Annotated in this window: 17 protein-coding genes; 12 read left to right on the top strand and 5 right to left on the bottom strand. The window is 72.1% G+C overall.

All coding sequences use genetic code 11. The annotated features are described in order from the left end of the window. Positions 1-245 precede the first annotated feature (245 nt). The 6 genes from A4V12_RS06740 to A4V12_RS06715 all read left to right on the top strand — a co-directional run bounded on the left by A4V12_RS06740 (position 246) and on the right by A4V12_RS06715 (position 6,839). Complete coding sequence (locus A4V12_RS06740) at positions 246-1,322, top strand: DUF4190 domain-containing protein (protein ID WP_064068299.1); 1,077 nt, start codon at positions 246-248, stop codon at positions 1,320-1,322. A gap of 208 nt (positions 1,323-1,530) precedes the next feature. Beyond that, complete coding sequence (locus A4V12_RS06735; RefSeq protein WP_064068298.1) at positions 1,531-2,283, top strand: GntR family transcriptional regulator; 753 nt, start codon at positions 1,531-1,533, stop codon at positions 2,281-2,283. A 264-nt stretch (positions 2,284-2,547) separates the two neighbouring features. Next, positions 2,548-2,727, top strand: coding sequence for a hypothetical protein (locus A4V12_RS06730; RefSeq protein ID WP_064068297.1), 180 nt, complete (start codon positions 2,548-2,550; stop codon positions 2,725-2,727). A 61-nt stretch (positions 2,728-2,788) separates the two neighbouring features. Then, positions 2,789-3,229 (top strand): (deoxy)nucleoside triphosphate pyrophosphohydrolase, encoded by a 441-nt coding sequence (locus tag A4V12_RS06725; protein ID WP_064068296.1) that lies wholly within the window; start codon positions 2,789-2,791, stop codon positions 3,227-3,229. 491 nt (positions 3,230-3,720) lie between these two features. Beyond that, positions 3,721-4,149 carry an ATP-binding protein gene (locus tag A4V12_RS06720; protein ID WP_064068409.1) on the top strand — a complete coding sequence of 143 codons (429 nt, stop codon included), beginning with the start codon at positions 3,721-3,723 and terminating at the stop codon, positions 4,147-4,149. 149 nt (positions 4,150-4,298) lie between these two features. After that, positions 4,299-6,839 (top strand): SpoIIE family protein phosphatase, encoded by a 2,541-nt coding sequence (locus tag A4V12_RS06715; protein ID WP_064068295.1) that lies wholly within the window; start codon positions 4,299-4,301, stop codon positions 6,837-6,839. Between the two features lie 63 nt (positions 6,840-6,902). On the opposite strand, the gene A4V12_RS06710 is transcribed toward A4V12_RS06715, so the two are convergent. Continuing rightward, entirely contained in the window at positions 6,903-8,597 is a 1,695-nt protein-coding gene (locus A4V12_RS06710; protein ID WP_064068294.1) for a hypothetical protein, read from the bottom strand. A gap of 104 nt (positions 8,598-8,701) precedes the next feature. Between A4V12_RS06710 and A4V12_RS06705 the strand changes: the two genes are divergently transcribed. Continuing rightward, positions 8,702-9,811, top strand: coding sequence for a hypothetical protein (locus A4V12_RS06705; protein WP_423552171.1), 1,110 nt, complete (start codon positions 8,702-8,704; stop codon positions 9,809-9,811). Positions 9,812-9,817: 6 nt separating this feature from the next. On the opposite strand, the gene A4V12_RS06700 is transcribed toward A4V12_RS06705, so the two are convergent. The 4 genes from A4V12_RS06700 to A4V12_RS06685 form a co-directional block, all read right to left on the bottom strand. Next, positions 9,818-10,588 carry a succinate dehydrogenase/fumarate reductase iron-sulfur subunit gene (locus tag A4V12_RS06700; RefSeq protein WP_064068292.1) on the bottom strand — a complete coding sequence of 257 codons (771 nt, stop codon included), beginning with the start codon at positions 10,586-10,588 and terminating at the stop codon, positions 9,818-9,820. After that, positions 10,585-12,489: a fumarate reductase/succinate dehydrogenase flavoprotein subunit gene (locus A4V12_RS06695; protein ID WP_064068291.1), complete on the bottom strand. Its 1,905-nt coding sequence runs from the start codon at positions 12,487-12,489 to the stop codon at positions 10,585-10,587. The genes A4V12_RS06700 and A4V12_RS06695 overlap by 4 nt, the downstream gene beginning before the upstream one ends. A gap of 15 nt (positions 12,490-12,504) precedes the next feature. Beyond that, a complete protein-coding gene (locus A4V12_RS06690) occupies positions 12,505-13,365 on the bottom strand; it encodes a hypothetical protein (protein WP_064068290.1) in 861 nt (286 codons plus the stop codon). A 443-nt stretch (positions 13,366-13,808) separates the two neighbouring features. After that, positions 13,809-14,039, bottom strand: coding sequence for a hypothetical protein (locus A4V12_RS06685; protein WP_064068289.1), 231 nt, complete (start codon positions 14,037-14,039; stop codon positions 13,809-13,811). Positions 14,040-14,282: 243 nt separating this feature from the next. Here A4V12_RS06685 and A4V12_RS06680 point away from each other — a divergent pair, with 243 nt between their 5' ends. From A4V12_RS06680 to A4V12_RS06660, 5 genes are all read left to right on the top strand, one after another. Further along, complete coding sequence (locus A4V12_RS06680; RefSeq protein ID WP_064068288.1) at positions 14,283-16,598, top strand: ABC transporter family substrate-binding protein; 2,316 nt, start codon at positions 14,283-14,285, stop codon at positions 16,596-16,598. 320 nt (positions 16,599-16,918) lie between these two features. Next, positions 16,919-18,826 carry a translational GTPase TypA gene (gene typA / locus A4V12_RS06675; RefSeq protein WP_064068287.1) on the top strand — a complete coding sequence of 636 codons (1,908 nt, stop codon included), beginning with the start codon at positions 16,919-16,921 and terminating at the stop codon, positions 18,824-18,826. A gap of 612 nt (positions 18,827-19,438) precedes the next feature. Next, positions 19,439-21,058, top strand: coding sequence for a peptide ABC transporter substrate-binding protein (locus A4V12_RS06670; RefSeq protein ID WP_064068286.1), 1,620 nt, complete (start codon positions 19,439-19,441; stop codon positions 21,056-21,058). Positions 21,059-21,213: 155 nt separating this feature from the next. Beyond that, positions 21,214-22,137, top strand: coding sequence for an ABC transporter permease (locus A4V12_RS06665; protein ID WP_064068285.1), 924 nt, complete (start codon positions 21,214-21,216; stop codon positions 22,135-22,137). Beyond that, complete coding sequence (locus tag A4V12_RS06660; RefSeq protein ID WP_064068284.1) at positions 22,130-23,083, top strand: ABC transporter permease; 954 nt, start codon at positions 22,130-22,132, stop codon at positions 23,081-23,083. The genes A4V12_RS06665 and A4V12_RS06660 overlap by 8 nt, the downstream gene beginning before the upstream one ends. Positions 23,084-23,086 lie beyond the last annotated feature (3 nt).

Raw genomic sequence — 23,086 nt, 5'->3', positions numbered from 1 at the left:
CTCCTGCCGACGACCACGTACGATGCGCCAGCCGCGCACGCGTGCGATGCGCCCCGCCCCCGACAGGAGCACCGAGAACCGTGGAACCGTCCGCCCAGGGACCCTCCCAGGGCCCGCCCCAGGGAGCCCACCAGGGACCCTCAGAGGACACCCCTCCAAGCCCGCCCCAGGGCCCGCCCCAGGCCGCCCCCCAGGGCTGGCCCCCGCCCGGGCAGCCGTACCCCCAGGCACCCCCGCCGTTCGGTGTGCCCGGCCCGCCGCCCGCGGCGAACGTCAACGGGCTCGCCATCGCCGCCCTCGTCACCGGCATCGTGTGCGTGCTGCCGCCGCTCGGCATGGTCCTGGGCGGGCTGGCCCTCGGCCGGATCAGGAAGCGCGGCGAGCGGGGCACGGGCATGGCCGTCACGGGCATCGCCCTGTCCCTGGTCAGCACGCTGCTGGTGGTGGCCGGAATCGCCACCGGGACGTTCCGCGACGTCTCGGACGGCATGCGGGAGGCCGTCGACGAGGTGTCCCGCACGCGGTCGACCTTCGACCTGCGCAAGGGGCAGTGCTTCGACAGCCCCGGCGGCATCGCCGAGGCGGGCTCCGCCGACGTGACGATCGTCGACTGCGCCGGGCCCCACGACGGCGAGATATCCGGCAGCTTCACGATCACCGGGTTCGACGCGTGGCCCGGCGACGAGGCCGTCGAGCCGCTCGCCGAGCGGCGCTGCGAGGCGCTGAGCACCGCTTACGCGATGGACGGCTGGGCCGTCCCGGACAACGCCTCGACGTACTACTACCAGCCGAGCAAGGAGAGCTGGGCGATCGGCGACCGGTCGGTGACCTGCGCCTTCGCCGCCGAGGAAGGCAAGCTGACCGGGTCGGTGCGCAACGACGGCACGTCCCTCGACAGGCACCAGATCGCCTTCCTGGAGCCGGTCAACCGGATCGACGCGGTCCTCTGGGAGGAGCCCGAGGCCGACGTTGAGGACGACCGGAAGGCCAACGTGGCGTGGGCCGGGAAGGTGTCGGCGACCCTGAGCACCACGGCCGCGCGGCTGCGCGCCCACCCGTGGCCGTCCGCCGCGCGCAAGCCCGTGGCGGACCTGGTCACGGAACTGGAGGCGGCCCGGAAGCACTGGGCCGCGATGGCGGCGGCCACGGATCCCGACACCTTCTGGGAGCACTACGAGCCCGCGTACGAGGCGCTCCCGCCGGACCTGGGGGCACGGGCGCGCGGCGCCCTGGGCCTGGACGTCACGCCGCCGCCCGGGTTCGCGGACGATTCCGACAGCTCGGACGAAGCCGCCGGCGCGGACGGCACGGACAGCACCTGATCGGGCTTGCGGGGACCCGGCGTGCGGGCGGACCGCGAGCAGGGGTGGCGTGGCCGGGCGCCGGGGTGGCGGTTCCGGGTCCGTACCCGTGGTGAGCTGGTGCTCAAACGGCTGTCATCACATCGAGTGAAACCTTGGCCCACGCTTGCGGTGGGCAACCCACGGTTGCCAGTCTGTTGCTGTCTGTCAACCTGATGGGAGTGGCCACGTGACCTTCGGTGAGCAGCCCGCTTATTTGCGCGTTGCGAGCGATCTCCGGGAAAAGATCGTGAACGGTTCGCTGCCGCCCCACACCCGGCTCCCCTCGCAGGCCCGCATCCGCGAGGAGTACGGCGTCTCTGACACCGTCGCGCTGGAGGCCCGGAAGGTCCTCATGGCGGAAGGGCTCGTCGAAGGCCGCTCGGGGTCCGGGACATACGTCCGGGAGCGGCCCGTGCCGCGCAGGATCGCCCGCTCCGGCTTCGGACTGACGGCGGGTGCCAACCCCTTCCGCCAGGAGCAGGCCGCCGAGGGGGCGCGCGGCACCTGGGAGTCCGGCAGCGAGCAGGAGGCCGCGAGCGCCGCCGTCGCCGAGCGCCTGGGCATCGAGCCGGGGGACCGGGTGATGCGCACGCGGTACGTCTTCCGGGACGCGGGGGAGCCGATGATGCTCTCCACTTCCTGGGAGCCGCTCGCCCTCACCGGACGCACGCCCGTGATGCTGCCCGAGGAGGGACCGCTGGGCGGCTGCGGGGTGGTCGAGCGGATGGCCGCGATCGACGTCGTCGTGGACAACGTGGTGGAGGAGGTCGGCGCGCGCCCGGGGCTGGCGGAGGAGCTGCTCACGCTCGGGGGAGTGCCGGGTCATGTGGTGATGGTGGTGGAGCGGACCTACTACGCGTCCGGGAGGGCGGTCGAGACGGCGGACGTCGTCGTGCCCGCCGACCGCTACCGCATCGCCTACCACCTCCCGGTGCGGTGACGGGGCGGCCTGACGGACACTCAGCCCCGCTCCGGTCGTGCCGGTCCCGCGCCGGCCTCGTGTGGTTCCGCTCCGCGGCTCCGCGCAAGGGGGCGCACCCAGCCGGGTGCGCCCCCTCGGCGCACCGATTTCATGGCCGGATGCGTACCTCTTCGTAAAAACACGTATCCGCTCAGTAAAGGTCTGGCGTAGGCTCAGGCATATGCGGATTGCTGTTTCGTGGGGATGCTTAGAAGCGTGCAGGCCGGCGGAGGGTGAGGCGTGATGAACGAGAGTGGCGCGGTCCTTCCCTGGCTGGTGATCCGGCAGGACGACAACGGCAACCACTACCGGGTGGGCAGGTACGCGACCAGGGACGAGGCGCAGAAGATCGCCGACAGTCTCGACGCCCCCGGACACAAGCAGCTCTACTGGGTGGAGCGCGTCGGCCAGCCCGCGACCTGACCGGGTCCGTCCCGACCCGGCCCGTGCGGGGTGCCGTCCGGCGCGCGTTACGCTCCGGCGCATGACAGATCGTGTGGTGGTGGCCGGGGCCGTCCTCGACGAGGGGCGGCTGCTGGCCGCGCGCCGTAGCGCCCCGCCGGAGCTCGCCGGCCGCTGGGAGCTGCCCGGCGGCAAGCTGGAGCCGGGCGAGACCCCGCCGCAGGCCCTCGTGCGCGAGCTCCGCGAGGAGCTGGGCGTCGAGACCGAGCCGGGTGAGCGGATCCCGGGCGAGTGGCCGCTGGCCCCCGGTTACGTACTCCAGGTGTGGACGGCCCGGCTCGTCTCCGGTGAGCCGCGCCCCCTGGAGGACCACGACGAACTGCGATGGCTGTACCGCCACGAACTGGACACCGTCGATTGGCTGGATCAGGACCGTCCTGCCGTCGCTGAGGCCGCCCGTCACCTGCCCGGCGGCCCGCCGTCCCCCGGCCCCGTCACCGAGGTGCCCGCCGACCGCTCCTGACGGACCGACGGACCGACGGACCGACGGACCGACGGATCGACGGACCGACGGAACGGCCCGTGGAACGGCCCCCCGCACGCGTCGCCGTTTCCCCGCCCGTCGCTGCCCCTCCCCGCACGGCCGCTGCCCCCCCCCCGCGCGTCCCCGTACCCGCGCCCGCCCGGTGAGGTGCCGCGCGCCGCGGGCGGGCGCGGGTGGCGAGGGGCGCCGGTGGCGGCACGGCGAGGGCGGCGAGCGGGGGCGAGGGCGGGCCCGGATGGCGCGTGAGGCGCGGGAGGGGCGTACCGGAGTCCGGATGCCGGTGGCGGCACCGGGGTGCGCCGGGGCGCGCCGGCGGGCGCGGGACACCCGGAAGCGGCGAGGGGCACGCGGGCGAGCAGTACGCCGTTCGTGCCACGATGCGCCCGCCACGGAGATAGCCCACCCCAAATATCGGGTATGTGCTGATTAACCCACCGAAATTGGACGTGGGTCAGCCGCTGGGTCTGGAAGTGGTCGGCGTGATCGACACCGAGGGCGAGTGCGCCGAGTGGATCTTCCCTGCCGAACTCGACGCCGTGCGCGCGGCACGTCACGCGGTGCGTGACACGCTGCGCACCTGGCAGCTCGACCCGGCGACCGTCGACGTGACGGTGCTGCTGGTGAGCGAGCTGGTGACCAATTCCCTGCGCTACGCCTCCGGCCCCATCGGGGTCCGCCTGGCCCGCCTCCTCCCCGACGGCGGGCCCCTCCGGCCCTCTCCGGCGCTCCTCGTCGAGGTCTCCGACCCGCTTCCGGATCCGCCTCTCGCGCGGCCCGCCGGCCCGGACGACGAAGGGGGGCGCGGACTGCAGCTGGTCGCCTGCTCCGCACGCCGCTGGGGGACTCGAAAGGGCAGGTCGGGCAAGACGGTGTGGTTCGAGCTGGCCCTGCCTGGTTAGAAGAGGGAAGGGACAACGATCACCTTCGGGCTCGGCTCAAAACGAACGAGACCACCCTGTGATCGTGAACGGCGTGCCGCCGGGGGCCGTAGTGCTGAATACTGCGGGAATGGCCGGTCCGGTGCGGTGAGCTGGAGGGGACGGTCGCGTTGAGCGAGATACCTGAGACGGCGAACGGCGTCGTGTGGCAGAGCAGTCCACCTGGCTCGATCTATGACTACATCAGAGTCGCCTCCTTCTCGATCGGCCCCGACGGGCTGGTCGACCAGTGGAGCCTTCGCGCCGCCGACCTGTTCGGCATCGCCGCCGAGGAGGTCAAGGGCAAGGATCCGGTCGAGGCCTTCATGCCGGCCGAACTGCGGCCGCGCGGCCACCGCAAGGTGTCCGAGATCCTCGATGGCAAGGAGTGGACCGGCCTGGTCCCCTTCCGGGTGCCGGGGGAGCGGGGACCGCGCGGGATCGCCGAGGTGTACGTGATGCCGAGCGAGACGGAGCGCGGCGAGCGGGCCGCGCTCTGCATCGTCGTCGACGTCCGCGCGCTGCGGCGGATGGAGACCGACCTCGCCGCCTCGCAGGCGATTTTCGGACAATCTCCTTTCGGCTTCCTGCTGTTCGACACCGACCTCACGGTCAGGCGGGCCAACGAACGGTTCGCGACCGTCTTCGGCGGCTCCGCGGACGACCACCGCGGCCGCACCGTGCACGACTACCTCTCCCGCGCCGAGGGCGATCGGATGACCGCCGCCCTGCGCCGGGTGCTGGAGACCGGCGACCCCGTCACCGATCTGGAGATCACCGGCGTGGTACCCGGCGGCACCGACCGCCGGCACTGGTCGATCAACCTCTACCGGGTGCACAGCGGATCGGGCCGGCCCGTCGGCGTCGCCGGTCTCGGCATCGACGTCACCCGCCGCCAGATCGCGGCGCGCGAGGCCGACAGCGCCCGCCGCAACCTGGCCCTCCTCAACGAGGCCGGTGCCCGCATCGGCAACTCCCTGGACCTGGAGACCACCGCCCGCGAACTCCTCGACGTCGCCGTCCCCGGCTTCTGCGACCTCGCCTCCGTGGACCTCTACCAGGGGCTGCTCAGCGGCGACGAGGCTCCCCCCGGGCGGGCCGACGGCGCCAGCGCCGAACTGCGCCGGGTCGCCTTCGCCAGCGCCGTCTCCGACGCCCCGCTGCTGCACCCGTCCGCCGCGCCCGGCTGCTGCGAGCCGGTGCCCATAGACATGGGCGCCGTCCACCGCTACCCCTTCACCTCGCTCTGCGCCGAAGCTCTGCGCACCGGCCGGCCGGCCGCCATGCCCGGCGCCGAGGGAAGCCTCGTCCAGTCCACGCTCATCGTGCCGATGGTGGCGCACGACACCGTCGTCGGACTGGCGCAGTTCTCCCGCACCAAGGGCAGCGAGCCGTTCGGCGAACGGGACCGCGCGCTCGCCGCCGAACTGGCCGCCCGCGCGGCGGTCTGCATCGACAACGCCCGCCTCTACCGGCGGGAGCACGAGCGGGCCCTGATCCTCCAGCGCAGCCTCCTCCCGCCCGGCGACCCGGAGGCCGCCGGCCTGGACATCGCCTGCCGCTACCTGCCGGGCAACACCGCCACGGAGGTCGGCGGCGACTGGTTCGACGTCATCCAGCTGCCCGGCCACCGCACCGCCCTGGTCGTCGGCGACGTGATGGGACGCGGACTGCGGGCCGCCGTCGCCATGGGCGAACTGCGGACCGCCGTAAGGACGCTGGCCCAGCTCGACCTGGAACCGGCCGAGGTGCTCTCCCACCTCGACGAGATCGCCCGGGGCCTCGGCACGCCCACCGGCGGCGGACAGGCCTCACGGGTCGCGGGCGCGGCACGCGGCCCGGAGCTGTCCGAGGTCTACCTCGCCACCTGCGTCTACGCCGTGTACGACTCCGTCACCCGGCGCTGCACGTTCGCCAACGCCGGCCACCTGCCGCCGGTGCTCGTCGAACCGGGCGAGGCGGCGCTGCACCTGGACGTACCGCCCGGGATGCCCCTCGGTGTCGGTGGCGAGCCCTTCGAGGAGGTGGAGGTCGAACTGCCCGAGGGCGCGCTGCTCGCCCTCTACACGGACGGGCTCGTCGAGTCCCGCGACCACCCGCTCGACGAGGGCATGCAGGCCTTCCGCAGCGCGCTGACCGATCCGGGCCGGCCGCTGGAGGACGTGTGCGACCACGTCCTGAGCACCCTGGACACCCGGCACGGCGAGGACGACATCGCCCTGCTGATGGCCCGTATCCAGGGGCTGCCGGCCGAGGCCGTCGGCGACTGGCGGCTGCCCCGCGAGCCCCGCTCGGTGGGACGCGCCCGCGAGCTGGCCCGGACACAGCTGACGGCCTGGGACCTCGAACCGCTCGTGGACACGGTCGAACTGCTCGTCAGCGAGCTGGTCACCAACGCGCTGCGCTACGGCGAGGGCGAGATACGGCTCCGGCTGCTGCGCGACCGCACCCTGGTGTGCGAGGTGTGGGACGCGGGCCTGGTCCAGCCCCGGCGGCGGCGGGCCCGGGACACGGACGAGGGCGGGCGGGGGCTCCAGCTCGTCGGGCTGCTCAGCGCGGGCTGGGGGTCGCGCCGCACCCCGCGCGGCAAGACGGTCTGGTTCGAGCTGCCCCTCCCGGACGGTGACGCCTCGGCGGAGCCGACCGTCGACCAGTTGCTCAGCATGTTCTGACGCACCCGCCGGCCCGCCCGGCGGGTGCGGCGCGGGGCGCGGGCGTGAGGACGGTCCGTTCCGTCAGGGCACGTCCCGTCGTCCGTCCGGTGGTACGTCCCATGGGGGACCGGGCCGGAACCGGTCGCCGCCGCCCAGGCGGCCGCGGGTGCCCCCGCCGCCGAAGCGCCCGGGCCCGCCGCCGTCCCCCGCACCCCCGCCGTGCCCGTCCTCGTGCCCCTCGTCCCGTCGGTGCCCGCGGCCCGGCAGCCCGCCCAGGAGGATGCCGCCGAGCACCGCGCCGCCGAGCACCGCGCCGCCCGGCCCGGTCGGGTCGCCGTACCCGGCCACGTCCTGCTCGGCCAGGCTCCGCGCCTGCCGGGCCAGCACGTCCGCCCGCCGCGCCCCGGCCAGCGCGTTCCGCACGTCCCGCGCGTCACCCGAACCACCGCCCGGCCCGCCCGCCGCACCCGCCGCACCCGCCGCCAGGGACCGGGCGTGCTCCAGCAGGCGGTCCGCCTCCGCCAGCCGGGTGCGGGCACGGGCGCCCACCGCGCCCCGGTGCGTCGCGATGCGGTCGGCCGCAGCCCCCACCGAGGAGGCCGCCGTGAGCAGCGCCCCGTCGACGAGCGCCCGGGTGCGCCGCGTCCCCCGCTCGCCCTCCCGCGCGGCCGTCAGGACCTCGTCCAGCGCGGCGCCCGCCTCCCCGACCCGGCGCAGCGCGTCGATCGGGTCGTACCGGCCGGCCGCCGACGCACGGCGTACGTCGGCGACGACCGACTCGGCGCGCGCGGCCCGCCCGCGGAGATCGGCGGCCGGCACTCCCTCCGCGGCCCCCTTCAGCAGCCCGCGGGCGTCCGCGAGGTCCGCCTCGGTGTCGGCGAGGGCGACCGGCAGGCGGCCGGCCGCCTCCGCCAGTTCCCCGGCGCGCCGGTCGACCGCGTCGACGAGCCGCGCCGCCTGGTCCAGGGCGCCCTCGGCGGCGCGCACATGGACCGCGGCCGCCGCGCCGTCACCCTCGTCCACCGCCCGCCGCGCCCGTTCCAGGTTGGCCGCGGCGAACAGCAGCCGGTCCCTGGCCGGCTCGGCGCCGTCCGCCACCGGCACGGCCGCGGCCGGCGTGTACCGCTCGCACATCGCGACCAGCGCGGCGTCCGCCAGGTCCGCCCGCCCGCTCACCTCCCGCGTCGCCGACCCGGCGGCGGCGAGTGCCTGCGGCGCCGTGCGCTCCAGGGCGCGCAGCCGGTCGAACGCCCCGGCCTCGGCGTCCAGCCGCCGGCCGGCGTCGCCGCACCGCGCGGCGATCTCCTCCAGCATCCGGCGCCGGGCCGCCTCGTCCTCCGGGACCGCGTCGTCGAGCTGCTGCCGCAGCCGGAAGGCCGCGGCCAGCTCGCCCCTGGCGTACGCGACGGCCTCGGTGAAGGGCCGGGCCGCCTCCTCCCCGGACCGGGCGACGGCGAACCCCAGCTCCTCCTCGCTGGTGCGGACGGCCTCGTCGGTGTCGACGAGCACCCGCTGCGCGCGGGCGTCCAGCTCCTCCACGGCGGGCGGCGCGGGCGGGAGGTGGCCGGGCCGGCCGTGCGGTGTGGTGCGGGTGGCGGTCCGCCGCCGTCGCTTGGTGTACGTGTACGCGGCCACCGCGCCGGCCGCGACGAGCAGCGCCACGGGAAGGACGAGGTCGGCGCCCGGGCTTCCGCCGTTTCCACCGGGGGCGGCGGGGCCGGCGGGGTCGGGGGTGACGGAGGGCAGGACCGGGCACCACGCCGTCACCAGGGTCATGAGGAGGACAGCGAGGCAGAACCGGATGGCTCTCCGCGTCACGTTCGTGAGGTTATGACGGGGTACGTCCGTGCGCGACCCGGCGCCGAACGTCACTGTCAGTGATGGCGGCTAGGGTGGGATCACTTGGCACGGCTGACGGGGGGTCGGAAGTGAAGCTGCGTGTACGGCGGGTAGCGCGAGCGGGGCGGACGGGGTCGTCGAGGCCCAGGTGGCTCAGGTGGTCCGGGAGGATCGGCCTGGTGCTCGTCCTGCTGGTCGTGCTGCCCCCGCTCGCCGCCTGGGCGGCGCTGCGGGCGAACTACGCGGGCGACCTCCAGGAGGGGACCACCACGCGCGGCAAGGACGCCATCTGGCTCGGCCACGCCTGGGTGGACGGGCGGAAGAAGGACGCGGACCTCGCCGCGTTCGCCGCCCGGGTGAAGGGGACCGGCATCCGGGACCTGTACGTCCACGCCGGGCCGCTGGAGCACGACGGGACGCTGCCCGCCGCGCGCTACCCCAGGGCGCGGTGGCTGATCGACTCCGTGCACCGGACCATGCCCGGCATACGGGTGCAGGCGTGGCTCGGGGACGTGCTGGCCACGGAGGGTCCGGACGGGCTGCGGCTGGAGGAGGCCGGTTCCAGGGCGGCCGTCGTGCGTTCGACGCGGCAGATCCTGGACGCGGGCTTCGACGGCGTCCACTTCGACCTGGAGCCCCTCCTCTCCGGCGACCGGAACTACCTCTCGCTCCTGGACGACCTGGGGGAGGTGACCCGGGCCCGCAAGGTGCCGCTGTCCGTCGCCGCCCACCAGATAGACCCGCTGCCGGCCGCCCACGCGGTGAACGGCGCGCTGAGCGGCAGCGAGAAGTGGTGGTCGCAGGAGTTCTTCGGCGAGGTGGCCCGCCGCGTCGACCAGATAGCCGTGATGTCCTACGACACCTGGATGCCACTGGAGGGGATGTACGGCGGCTATGTCGCCCAGCAGACCTCACTGGCGCTGGAGGTCACGCCCGAGGACACCGACCTGCTGATGGGTCTGCCGTTCTTCCACGAGGACGACCTGGGGCACCACGAGTCGGCGGAGACGGTCGCCGCCGCGGTCCGCGGCACCCGGCTGGGCCTGGGGCGCACGGACCGCGACCGCGAGCGGTTCGGCGTCGCGCTGTACGTCGACTTCGCCGCCGAGGAGGGGGACTGGGCGGCGTACCGGGCCGGCTGGCACCCGTAGGAGGGGTCAGGACCTCCGGCGGGTGATCTTGTCGCCGAGCCAGACGAGGGGGTCGTACTTCCGGTCCACCGCCCGCTCCTTCAGCGGGATCAGCGCGTTGTCGGTGATCCTGATCTGTTCGGGGCAGACCTCGGTGCAGCACTTGGTGATGTTGCAGTAGCCCAGCCCGTGGTCCTCCTGGGCGGTGCGCTTGCGGTCGAGGCCCGACTCCTCCGCCGCGTCCAGGGGGTGCATGTCCAGTTCGGCGATGCGCATCAGGAAGCGGGGCCCGGCGAACGCGGTCTTGTTCTCCTCGTGGTCCCGCACCACGTGGCAGGTGTCCTGGCACAGGAAGCACTCGATGCACTTGCGGAACTCCTGGGAGCGCTCCACGTCGATCTGCTGCATCCGGTACTCATCCGGTGCGACGCCCGGCGGCGGGACGAAGGAGGGCACCTCCCGCGCCTTCTCGTAGTTGAACGACACGTCCGTCACCAGGTCGCGCACGACCGGGAAGGCCCGCAGCGGGGTCACCGTCACGACCTCCTCGCGCGAGAACACCGACATCCGCGTCATGCACATCAGCCGCGGCCGGCCGTTGATCTCGGCGCTGCACGAACCGCATTTGCCCGCCTTGCAGTTCCACCGCACCGCCAGGTCGGGCGCCTGGGTGGCCTGGAGCCGGTGGATGATGTCGAGGACGACCTCACCCTCGTTCACCTCGACGGTGAAGTCCTTCAGTGCGCCGCCGTCCGGGTCGCCCCGCCACACCCGGAAGCTCGCGTCATAGCCGGTCACTCGTAGAGCTCCTCTTCGGCGAGGTACTTGACCAGCTCCTCCTTGTCGAACAGGGAGAGCAGGTCGGAACGGATGGGTTCGGTCGTGGTGCGTTCCAGGGCGATCTGCCCCTCGTCGGAATCGGGATCGGCGATGCGGCACAGCAGGTTCACCCGCCGCCACGCGCGCTCCATCGCCGGGCGGTCCTCGCGGGTGTGTCCGCCCCGGCTCTCGGTGCGCTCCAGCGCCGCGCGCGCCACGCACTCGCTGACCAGCAGCATGTTCCGCAGGTCCAGCGCGAGGTGCCAGCCGGGGTTGAACTGCCGGTGCCCCTCGACCCCCGCGCCCCGGGCGCGCAGCCGCAGCTCGGCCAGCTTCCGCAGCGCCTGCCGCATCTCCTCCTCCCGGCGGATGATGCCGACCAGGTCGTTCATCGTCTGCTGGAGCTCCTGGTGCAGCGTGTACGGGTTCTCCGCCCGCCCGCCCGCGTCCGCGCCGCTGAACGGGCGCAGCGCCTCCGCGGCCGCGGCCCGCACCTGGGCGTCGGGGACCGGTGTGCGGGCGGCCGGGCCGCTCGCGTACCGGGCCGCGTACAGCCCGGCCCGCCGGCCGAAGACCAGCAGGTCGGAGAGGGAGTTCCCGCCGAGCCGGTTGGAGCCGTGCATGCCGCCCGCGACCTCACCGGCCGCGAACAGCCCGGGCACCCCGATCGCCTCGGCGGTGTCCGACTCGACCGCGACACCGCCCATCACGTAGTGGCAGGTCGGGCCGACCTCCATCGGCTCGGCCGTGATGTCGACGTCGGCCAGCTCCTTGAACTGGTGGTACATCGACGGCAGCCGGCGCCGGATCGTCTCGGCCGGCATGCGGGTGGACACGTCCAGGAAGACCCCGCCGTGCGGCGAGCCGCGCCCGGCCTTCACCTCGGAGTTGATCGCCCGGGCGACCTCGTCGCGCGGCAGCAGTTCGGGTGGACGCCGGTTGTTGTCCGGGTCCTCGTACCAGCGGTCGCCCTCCTCCTCCGACTCGGCGTACTTGTCCTTGAAGACGTCGGGGACGTAGTCGAACATGAACCGCTCGCCGTCGGAGTTCCGCAGCACCCCGCCGTCGCCGCGCACCGACTCGGTGACCAGGATGCCCTTCACCGACGGCGGCCAGACCATGCCGGTCGGATGGAACTGCACGAACTCCATGTTCACCAGCCGCGCGCCGGCCAGCAGGGCGAGGGCGTGCCCGTCGCCCGTGTACTCCCACGAGTTGGAGGTCACCTTGAAGGACTTGCCGATCCCGCCGGTGGCCAGGACGACCGCCGGGGCCTCGAGGACGAAGAAGCGGCCGGACTCGCGCTCGTAGCAGAACGTCCCGCCGACCCTGCCCTCGTCGTCCTTGAGGACGCGGGTGACCGTGCACTCCTGGAAGACCTTCAGCCGCGCCTCGTAGTCCCCGCAGTCCCGGAAGTCCTCCTGCTGGAGGGAGACGATCTTCTGCTGGAGCGTACGGATCAGTTCCAGGCCGGTCCGGTCGCCGACGTGCGCCAGGCGCGGGTACTCGTGGCCGCCGAAGTTGCGCTGCGAGATGCGGCCGTCCTTCGTGCGGTCGAAGAGGGCGCCCCAGGTCTCCAGCTCCCACACCCGGTCCGGTGCCTCGCGCGCGTGCAGCTCGGCCATCCGCCACTGGTTGAGGAACTTGCCACCCCGCATGGTGTCGCGGAAGTGGACCTGCCAGTTGTCACCGGCGTTGGCGTTCCCCATGGAGGCCGCGATGCCGCCCTCGGCCATCACCGTGTGGGCCTTGCCGAACAGGGACTTGCAGATGACGGCCGTGCGGGCGCCCCGCTCCCGCGCCTCGATGGCCGCCCGCAGCCCCGCCCCGCCGGCGCCGACCACGACGACGTCCCACTGCTGCCGTTCCGCTTGCGTCATCGGTGAGCACCTTTTCTAGAAGAAGCGCGGATCGTCGAAAGCACCGACGGCGAGCAGGTACACGTAGAAGTCGGCGAGGGCGACGCTGAACAGCGAGGCCCAGGCGAGCTGCATGTGACGTGCGTTCAGCCGGCCGACCCAGCCCCACAGCCGGTAGCGGACGGGGTGCCGGGAGAAGTGCTTGAGGCGTCCGCCCACGATGTGCCGGCAGGAGTGGCAGGACAGGGTGTACGCCCAGATGAGCCCGATGTTGACGAGGAAGACCAGCGTCCCGAGGCCCATGTGGCCCCACGCGTAGGACGCGTCGCGGAAGGTCAGCACGGTGTCGTACGTGAGGATGCCCGCGACCGGCAGCGCGGCGTAGAAGAAGTACCGGTGGGCGTTCTGCAGGATCAGCGGGAAACGGGTCTCGCCGGTGTACGTCCCGTGCGGTTCGGCGACCGCGCACGCCGGGGGCGAGGCCCAGAAGCCCCGGTAGTAGGCCTTGCGGTAGTAGTAGCAGGTCAGCCGGAAGCCGAGGGGGAAGACCAGGATCAGCAGCGCGGGGGACAGGCCCCACCAGCTGCCGAAGATCTCCCAGTTGGGGCCGCCCTTCATGGGCACGCAGTTCTCGGCGAGGCAGGGCGAGTAGAACGGCGAGACGTAGGGCGCCGCGTAGTAGTCGGCGTTCGCGAAGGCGCGCCAGGTCGAGTAGACGACGAACGCCAGGAGTCCGGCGGCGGTGGCGGCGGGCGCGAGCCACCAGCGGTCGGTGCGGAGGTGGCCCGCCGCGATGGTGGCGCGGGCGGGACCGTGGACGCCGCCGCGGCCCTTGCGGGCGGTGGCGGCGGTGGCGGGACCGGTCTCGGGAGGCGGGTGTTCGGTGCCTGTGGCCAACGGGGTCTCCTAGGGCGCGCGCCGGTGGTGGCGCGTGCCGGCCGGGGGTGGGATGGGGTGCCGTGCCGGTGCCGGGTGCGGCGAGCCGGCTGCCGGCTGGGTGCCGGGGTGCCGGGGTGGCGGGCCGGTGGGCCGGGGGTCCGCTGCCCGTGTGCTGTCCTGGCGCCGGGTGGTACGGCCCGCTCGGGACCTGCCACCCCCGGGTCCGGGAGGGACGGCGTGCTCGGCGCCGGAACGCAGGGACAGCCCGAGCGGGGTGTGCGCGTGCCGGGCGGGGCCTGGCGGGCCCGGAGCCGCGGGGCGCCGGAGGGGAGCGGGGCGGGCGAGCCGGGGCGCGGGGCGGAGGTTCCGCCCGCCCCGCACGCGGGGCCGGACCGCGCGGCGGCGCACTCCGTGCGTGCCGGGCCCCGGCCGCTCGCCGCGCGGCCGGGGCACCGTGCCCGTCAGGGCGCCCGGCGGTCCCGCGCGCCCAGGCCCTCGTCGTCCGAGTCGGTCCACAGGGAGCTGTCGTACGGCGTGTCCGAGATGGTGACCAGGCCGTCGGGCCGGCCGACCGCCATGGGGACGGGCTGCCCCTCCCGCTGCCGCACGAGGTTCCGTTCCAGTTGGATGACCGAGCGGGCCAGCTCTTCGAGACGGCGCTTGACCTCGGTCAGATCGTCTTCGAGTGACATGAATTGCCCTCACTTCCGCAATAGCGGGTGGCAAACACGCGCCTGAGAGTGTCGCGCGTCACATCCCCCATTGTGAAGCCGTGTGCACGGATTCCACTCTCCCGGGCCTTGGGCCGCACGGGTGGTGTTCGCGCGGAATGCCGCCGTGTCGCCGCCACGGAGGCCGTCAGGTCGTTTTCAGTGTATGGGCAATAGGTGTGATCATCTCTAAATTCCACAAAACAGGACGAAGAGGTACAAGACATGTCCCACGTCGGCACCCCTCGGGGGAGGACATGCTCCCGGGGCCCCCGTTCCCGCAGACTCCGGTCCGCCGTCCTCCTCACCACCGGCGTACTCGCCGTCTCCGTGCTCAGCGGCTGCAGCTCCCCCGAGGAGGAGGTCGACGCCAAGGCCGTCCCGCAGGACATCGCCCCCGCCGCCCGCGCCCAGGTCACCGACGGCGGCACCCTGCGGTGGGCCGTCGACGCGATGCCGACGACCCTCAACGCCTTCCAGGCGGACGCCGACGCCACCACCGCCCGCATCACCCAGGCCGTCCTGCCCACCCTCTTCACCCTCGACGACCGCGGGCGGCCCCAGCGCAACGCCGACTACCTCGAGTCCGCCGAGATCGTCGAGCGCGAGCCCAAGCAGGTCGTCCTGTACAAGCTGAACCAGCAGGCGGTGTGGAGCGACGGCCGGGAGATCGGCGCCCCCGACTTCGTCGCGCAGTGGCGCGCCCTCAGCGGCAGGGACTCCGCCTACTGGACCGCCCGCAACGCCGGCTACGAGCGCATCGAGAAGATCGAGCGCGGCGCCGGGGACCTGGAGGTGCGGGTCACCTTCAACAAGCCGTACACGGACTGGCGCGCCCTGTTCACCCCGCTGTACCCGAAGGACGTGATGGCGACCCCGGCCGCCTTCAACGACGGCGCCCGTACGCAGCTGGCGGCGACGGCCGGCCCCTTCCAGCTCAAGGGCCTCGACGCCCGCGCCGGAACCGCGACCCTGGTGCGCAGCCCCCGCTGGTGGGGGCAGCCGGCCAAGCTCGACACGATCGAGCTGCGCGCCGTCCCGCGCGCGGCCCGCGCCGCCGCGCTCGCCGCCGGCACGCTGGACCTCGCCGAGGTGGACCGCGCCACGGCCGACCGGATCGCCAGGGCGGCGAAGGACAAGGGCGGCGCCGCGCGCGGCGAGCCCGCACCGCCGGCGCCCGCCGGCGACCCCGCGAAGGCCCGGCCCGCCGGGGCGGCGGGGGCAAGGAACCGGCAGGTGCTCGCGGTGTACGCGACCGAGCAGAAGGCGCTGCGCGGGTACGTGGTCCGCAAGTCCCTGGAGCCGGCGTACACGCAGCTGGCGCTGAACGGGGAGAACGGCCCCCTCTCCGACGAGCGGGTCCGGCGGGCGGTCGCCCGGGCCCTGGACCGGCAGGAGCTCGCGGACGCGGTCCTCAAGCCGCTCGGGCTGCCCGCCCACCCGGTCGGCAGCCACCTCGCGCTCGTCGGGCAGCAGGCGTACGCGGACAGCAGCGGCGCGCTCGGCGGCCAGGACACCGAGGAGGCCCAGGAACTCCTCGCCGACGCGGGCTGGACGCGCGGCGGCGCACGCAAGCCGGCCGCCCCGAAGGACGGCACGAAGGCGGGCGCGCAGGCCTCACCGGGCGCGCAGGCCTCGCCGGCCGCGCACCGGCCCGTCGCGGCGAGCGGGAAGAACGGCGCGGAGGACGACGTACCGTCCGGCGAGGGCCTGTACATCGTCGGCGACGACAAGCCCGCCATCGGCGGCAACGGCGGGCCCGCCGGTACGCACGTGCTGGCCCCCGCCCCCGCCGCGGCCGCCCAGGGCGTCGCCCTGCACCGCCAGGCCGAGGCCCAGGCGCGGACCGGGGCACGGGAGGAAGCGGAGGCGGACGCGCAGCGTCTCCCCGAGGCCCTGGGGGACACCGACAGGGGCACGGCGGAGGTGCCCAAGGCCCGGGGCGGCGGGGTTCCCGGCGCCTACGCCCCGCGCGGCACCGCCGCTCCCGCGGCCGCCGCCGGCCCGCTCGGCAAGGACGGCGAATCGCTCACGCTCCGCTTCGTCCTGCCCGCCGGCCCGGACTCCGAGGCGCTGCGCACCGTCGGTGAGCGGATCTCCGCGATGCTCGGCCGGGTCGGCATCGGCACCGAGATCGTCAAGGTTCCCGACGACAGCTACTTCAAGGACCACATCGCCGCCGGCGACTACGACCTGGCCCTGTACTCGTGGCCCGGCACCGCCTACCCGGCCACCGACGGCCGCCCGATCTTCGCCAAGCCCCGGCCCGCCGCCGACGGCTCGCTGCTGGTGGAGCAGAATTACACCCGGGTGGGCACCGACCACATCGACCAGCTCTTCGACCAGGCGGCCGCCGAGCTGGACGAGAACGCCGCCCGTGACCTGGTGAAGCAGGCCGACGCCCGGATCTGGGCCGCCGCCGGCTCCATCCCGCTGTACCAGCGTCCGCAGCTGGTGGCGGCCAGGCCGGCGGTGGTGAACGCCGGGGCGTTCGGGTTCGCCACCCCCCGCTACGAGAACATCGGCTTCCGGGGGAAGTAAGGCCAACCTCAGAATCCGCTCAAGTCCCTTGCCCGCCGGTGTCACCGGCGGGCAAGCTCCGTTCCGGACCATGACCCGGGCCACACTCACGCAGCACCCCCAGCGCCACCGCAAGCCCCGCGAAACCGGCCCGTACCCGCCCCGGTACAGGCCTCCGCCCCCACCCCGCCAGACACCTGTTCGATCTTCTCCGGACGGGCCGGGAAGCCTTGTGCGCCTCGGCCCCGTACCATGGACACAGCCGTGGCGCGTCCGCCCGGCGGGCGTACGAGGAACAAAGAGACGCCGCACCCACGATCCGAGAGAAGCGCCAGCCACTCATGCCCACGCGCCACGACATCCGTAACGTAGCCATCGTCGCCCACGTCGACCACGGCAAGACGACCATCGTCGACGCCATGCTCAAGCAGGCCGGCGCCTTCGCCGCCCACCAGCTCGACTCGGTCGACGACCGCATGATGGACTCGAACGACCTGGAGCGTGAGAAGGGCATCACGATCCTCGCCAAGAACACGGCGGTGAAGTACCACCCCAAGGACGGCGGGGCGCCCATCACCATCAACATCATCGACACCCCCGGCCACGCCGACTTCGGTGGCGAGGTCGAGCGCGGTCTGTCGATGGTGGACGGCGTCGTGCTGCTGGTGGACGCCTCCGAGGGCCCGCTGCCGCAGACCCGCTTCGTGCTCCGCAAGGCGCTCCAGCGCCGGATGCCGGTCATCCTCTGCATCAACAAGACGGACCGCCCGGACTCCCGGATCGACGAGGTCGTCAACGAGACCTACGACCTCTTCCTGGACCTGGACGCGGACGAGGAGCAGATCGAGTTCCCGATCGTCTACGCCTGCGGCCGTGACGGCATCGCGTCGCTGACCAAGCCGGAGGACGGCACGGTCCCGGCCGACTCCACCAACCTGGAGCCGTTCTTCTCCACGATCCTGGAGCACATCCCGGCCCCGGTGTACGACGAGGAGGCCCCGCTCCAGGCGCACGTCACCAACCTGGACGCCGACAACTTCCTCGGCCGCATCGCGCTGCTCCGCGTCGAGCAGGGCGAGCTGCGCAAGGGCCAGACCGTCGCGTGGATCAAGCGGGACGGCACCATCGCCAACGTGCGCATCAGCGAGCTGATGATGACCGAGGCGCTCACCCGCAAGCCGGCCGAGGTGGCGGGCCCCGGTGACATCTGCGCCGTCGCCGGCATCCCCGACATCATGATCGGCGAGACGCTGGCCGACCCGGAGAACCCGATCGCGCTCCCGCTGATCACGGTCGACGAGCCGGCGATCTCGATGGTCATCGGTACGAACACCTCGCCGCTGGTCGGCCGGGGTGCCACCGGCAAGGGCGCGGACAACAAGGCGGCCGTCAAGGACCGCAAGGTCACCGCCCGCCAGGTGAAGGACCGCCTGGACCGCGAGCTGATCGGTAACGTCTCGCTGCGCGTCCTGGACACCGAGCGCCCCGACGCCTGGGAGGTGCAGGGCCGCGGTGAGCTGGCGCTGGCCATCCTGGTCGAGCAGATGCGCCGCGAGGGCTTCGAGCTGACCATCGGCAAGCCGCAGGTGGTCACCAAGGAGATCGACGGCAAGGTCCACGAGCCGGTCGAGCGCATGACCATCGACGTGCCCGAGGAGCACATGGGCGCCGTCACGCAGCTCATGGGCGTCCGCAAGGGCCGCATGGACAACATGTCCAACCACGGCTCCGGCTGGGTACGCATGGAGTTCGTCGTGCCGTCCCGCGGCCTCATCGGCTTCCGTACCGAGTTCCTGACGCAGACGCGCGGCACGGGCATCGCCCACTCCATCCACGAGGGCCACGAGCCGTGGTTCGGCACGCTCCAGACCCGCAACAACGGCTCGCTCGTCGCCGACCGCTCCGGCGCGGTCACCGCCTTCGCGATGACGAACCTCCAGGAGCGCGGCGTCCTCTTCGTGGAGCCCGGCACCGAGGTGTACGAGGGCATGATCGTCGGCGAGAACTCCCGCTCCGACGACATGGACGTCAACATCACCAAGGAGAAGAAGCTCACGAACATGCGGTCGTCCTCGGCCGACTCGTTCGAGGCGATCGTCCCGCCGCGCAAGCTGTCGCTCGAGCAGTCCCTGGAGTTCTGCCGCGACGACGAGTGCGTCGAGGTCACCCCGGAGGCCGTGCGCATCCGCAAGGTGAACCTGGACCAGCGCGAGCGCGCCCGCGCCGCATCCCGCGCCAAGAACGGCTGATCGGGGGCCCTCAGGGGCCCTGGGCGCCTCGCCACGGACCCGCGGAGGTCCACCGGGGCCGCCCCCGCGGCGGTCCCCACGGGCCGCCGGCGGCTCCCGAGGCGCCCGCGAGCCGTCAACTCCCCGTCCGGGAAGGGCTGATCCCCTTCCCCGGCGGGGAGTTTTCGCTGTCCCCGCGCCGGGCAGGCAGGGGGCACCCGCGGGCCCCCTACCAGAACGGCCGGCGGGGCCCGCACCGGCCGCTTCCCGGTGGCTGCGGCCGGCGGCACGTCAACGAGTTTTCCCTGACGAAGCGTCCGGATATCGACCGTCGCTCTCCGGAACATGTGTTAACGGTCCGTTTCGCGGGTGTCTGTCTGTGCTCGCTTTGTCCGGATTTCGGTCTTCGGGGCCTTGGTGATGTTGCCAAAACGAGACCCTTTAAGTGTGGTTTACGGCCCGGACGTACTTAATAGTTGGCTCCATTGAGCTCGGGTCAATGGGTCACGCGCTGTGGGGAGCGCCGACTCACGAGCACACTCGGGGCACTTGGGTCATCGCCGTCAGGGGTGTCGGCGTACCACCTCGAAGTGCCCCTCTTGTAGTGACAAGTGGACTCATGAGGAGGAACCCATGCGCGGTGCCAAGAGCGCCAAGTGGGTCGCGGGCGCGATAGTCGTCGCCCTGGCAGCCACGGCCTGTGGCGGTGGCGGTAGCGACAGCAAGGCCAACGGTGCCAAGCAGGTCGTGATGGAGCTCGGAGAGCCCCAGAACGGTCTGATCCCGTCGAACACGTACGAGTCCGAGGGCTCCGAGGTCATGAACGCCCTGTTCACCGGCCTCGTGCGGTACGACGAGAAGAACGAGACCCAGCTCGACATGGCCGCGTCGATCGAGACCAAGGACAGCAAGGTCTGGACGATCAAGCTCAAGGACGGCTACACGTTCCACAACGGTGAGCCCGTCACCGCTCAGTCCTTCGCGGACGCCTGGAACTACGGCGCCAACCAGGACAACACGCAGGAGACGAACCCTCTCTACAACAAGATCGAGGGCTACGCCGACCTGAACCCGGGCGAGGGCAAGAAGCCCGCGACGGACAAGATGAAGGGCCTGAAGGTCGTCGACGAGAAGACCCTCGAGGTCACGCTCACGGCTCCGTTCAGCGCCTTCAAGACCATGCTGGGCTTCAACGCGTTCTACCCGCTGCCGAAGGCCTTCTTCAAGGACCCGAAGGGCTTCGAGACCGCGCCCATCGGCAACGGCATGTTCAAGATGGACGGCAAGTTCGTCCGCAACCAGCAGATCAAGACGGTCAAGTTCGACAAGCACCCGGACGCGGCCGAGGTCAAGATCCCCGGCGTCACGTTCAAGATCTACAACAACCAGGACACGGCCTACCGTGACCTGCTCGGCGGCCGCGTCGACATCATGGACACCGTTCCGCTGTCCGCGATGACCACCGCCGCCAAGGACCTCGGTGACCGCTACATCCAGGGCACCGACTCGGGCGTCGGCTACATCGGCTTCCCGATCAAGTACAACAAGGTCTACGCGAAGCCGGAGATCCGCAAGGCCATCTCCCAGGCGATCGACCGCAAGGCGATCACCGAGAAGATCTTCGTCAACACCCGTACGCCCGCGGACGACTTCATCAACCCGCTGGTCCCGGGCTACCGCAGCGGTGCCTGCGGCGCGCCCTGCACCTTCGACCCGGCCGCGGCCAAGAAGGCGTTCGACGCCGCGGGCGGCCTGCCGGGCAACAAGATGGAGCTCGGCTACAACGCCGACGGCGGCCACAAGGACTGGATCGAGGCCGTCGCCGCGCAGCTCGAGAAGAACCTCGGCGTCGACGTCACCGTCAAGCCGTTCGAGCAGTTCCAGACCATCCTGAACGACCTCGGCGACAAGAAGTACAGCGGCGCCTTCCGCCTGGCGTGGTCCATGGACTACCCGCACCCGGAGAACTACCTGCGCCCGGTCTTCTCCGAGGACGCCATCGAGCACGGCTCCAACTACTCGGGCTACGTCAACCCGCAGGTCGAGAAGTTCCTCGACCAGGGTGACACGGCGACCACCGAGGACGCGGCGATCAAGGCCTACCAGCAGGCCGACGACCTCATCCTCAAGGACATGCCGTACATCCCGGTGTACTTCTACAAGCTGAACGCCGGCCTCTCCAAGAACCTCAAGCCGGGCGTGCGGATCGACAACATGACCCAGATCGACTGGACCACGGTCAACCCCGCCTGACGGTTCAAAGGATCTCCGCAGGGAGATCCTGACAGCAGTGGGGGTGACGGGGTGTACCCCGTCACCCCCCTTCTGCCGTCCCGTTGTCGATTACCCCTCACCCGGGCCGGGGCCCATGGCTGTGCCTCCCCGGTATCCGTACAACTGGAGACCTGATGGGTCGTTATGTGATCAGGCGTCTTCTGCAGGCGATACCCGTACTGCTCGGCGCGACAATTCTTATCTACTGCCTCGTCTTCCTGCTGCCCGGCGACCCCATCCAGGCGCTGGCCGGGGAGAAGAAGGCAGACCCGAACATCACCGCCATCCTGCGGGAGCAGTACCACCTCAATGACCCGCTCTACCAGCGGTACTGGTACTACATCTCGGGCGTGCTGACGGGCGATTTCGGCACCGACTTCACCGGCCGGCCGGTGGCCGAGATCATGAGCGAGACGTTCCCCGTCACGCTCAACCTGGCGACCATCGCGTTCGCCGTCGAGGCGGTCGTCGGCATCGTCGCCGGCGTCTTCGCGGCCCTCGGCCGCGGCAAGTTCCTCGACAACGTCGTGCTGCTGTCGACCCTTCTCCTGGTCTCCGTCCCGGTCTTCGTGCTGGGCAACGTGCTCCAGCTGGTGCTCGGCGTCAAGTGGGCCATCGCGCCCATCAGTTACGACTCCGAGGACATGACCACCCTCATCCTGCCGGCCGTGGTGCTCGCCTCCGCGTCGCTCGCGTACATCACCCGCCTGACCCGCACCTCCATGATGGAGACGATGCGCGCCGACTACGTGCGCACCGCCACCGCCAAGGGTCTGAGCCGGTCGCGGGTCATCGTGCGGCACGCCCTGCGCAACGCCATGATCCCGATCGTCACCTTCCTCGGTGTCGACCTCGGCGCCCTGATGGGCGGAGCGATCATCACCGAGCGCATCTTCAACATCCCCGGCATCGGCGGCACGCTCTACCAGGCCGTGTACCTGCGCCAGGGGACGACCGTCGTCAGCATCGTCACCGTGCTCGTCCTCGTCTACATCGCCGCCAACCTGATCGTGGACCTGCTCTACGCCGTGCTCGACCCGAGGATCCGCTATGCCTGAGAACACCTCCGCCACCGTCGAGGAGAGCGCGGTCCCGGTCGCGACCGCGCCCGGCAGCGCCGTCAAGGGCATGAAGAAGGACAAGCCCGAGCGGGTCGCCAGCATGTGGAGCGACGCCCGTCGCGACCTCATGCACAACTGGGTCTTCCTGGTCTCCGCCGTGCTGATCCTCGCCCTGCTGGTCATCGCCGCGCTCCCGGGCCTGTTCACCAGCGGCGACCCGTACGCCAAGGGCTTCTGCGACCTGTCGAACTCGGTCGTGCCGCCCAGCGGCGCGCACTGGTTCGGCTTCGACGTCCAGGGCTGCGACATCTACACGCGGACCATCTACGGCACCCGCAACTCGATCATCGTCGGTGTGCTGACCTCCGTGCTGACCACGCTGGTCGGCTGCGTCCTCGGCATGGTCGCCGGTCTGCGCAGCGGCTGGCTGGACGTCCTCGTCTCCCGCTTCACCGAGATCTGGTTCGCCATCCCGACCATGCTCGGCGGTCTGCTCGTGCTGGCCATGCTCGGTACCGGCAACGTCGTCACGGTCTCGCTGATCATGGCGGTGCTCGGCTGGCCGCAGCTGTTCCGCATCATGCGCGGTGCGGTGATCACCAACAAGCAGAACGACTACGTGATGGCCGCCCGCGCGCTCGGTGCCGGCGGCTGGCGCATCGCGATGCGCCACATCCTGCCGAACGCGCTCGCCCCGGTGATCGTCGTCAGCACCATCAACCTCGGCGTCTACATCTCGGCCGAGGCGGCGTTCTCGTACCTCGGCATCGGCGTCCAGTCCCCGAACATCTCCTGGGGCCTGATGATCAGTGACGGTCAGGACCGCTTCCTGAGCGCCCCGCACATGGTGCTCTTCCCGTCGCTGTTCCTCAGCGTCACGGTCCTGGCGTTCATCATGCTCGGCGAAGCTGTCCGCGACGCCCTCGACCCCAAGCTGCGCTAGGAG

The sequence above is a fragment of the Streptomyces noursei genome (assembly GCF_001646665.1).
Lineage (GTDB): Bacteria > Actinomycetota > Actinomycetes > Streptomycetales > Streptomycetaceae > Streptomyces > Streptomyces lavendulocolor.
The sequence above is the reverse complement of the archived record's forward strand: the minus strand, read 5'-3'. Positions and strand labels throughout refer to the sequence as shown.